Annotated in this window: 1 protein-coding gene; it reads right to left on the reverse strand. The window is 62.1% G+C overall.

All coding sequences use genetic code 11. The annotated features are described in order from the left end of the window. Window positions 1–253 (reverse strand): OprD family outer membrane porin (locus tag ACLEJR_RS27110; protein WP_440817788.1); only part of this gene is annotated, 253 nt, incomplete at both ends.

Below are 253 nucleotides of genomic sequence, written 5' to 3' on the forward strand. Positions count from 1 at the left end.
ACGTTGTCACCGCTGATGTAGCGGTTCATCAGGGTCAGGCCCGGGACACCGACCGCGGCGAAGTTGAAGTCATGGCGCAACTGCCAGGATTTTTCCTTGGCGTTGTCGTAGCTGGAGTTGTAGCTGTCGTTCGCCAGGGTGCCGCCGCTGGTGCCGTTGACGCGCATCCAGGCGTCGTCGCCGCCGACTTTCTGCAGGCCGACATAGAAGGTGTTGCCGCCGTACTTGGCCGAGAGCATGGCGAACGCGGTTT

This window comes from Pseudomonas sp. SMN5 (genome assembly GCF_052041925.1).
Classification (GTDB): Bacteria; Pseudomonadota; Gammaproteobacteria; order Pseudomonadales; family Pseudomonadaceae; genus Aquipseudomonas.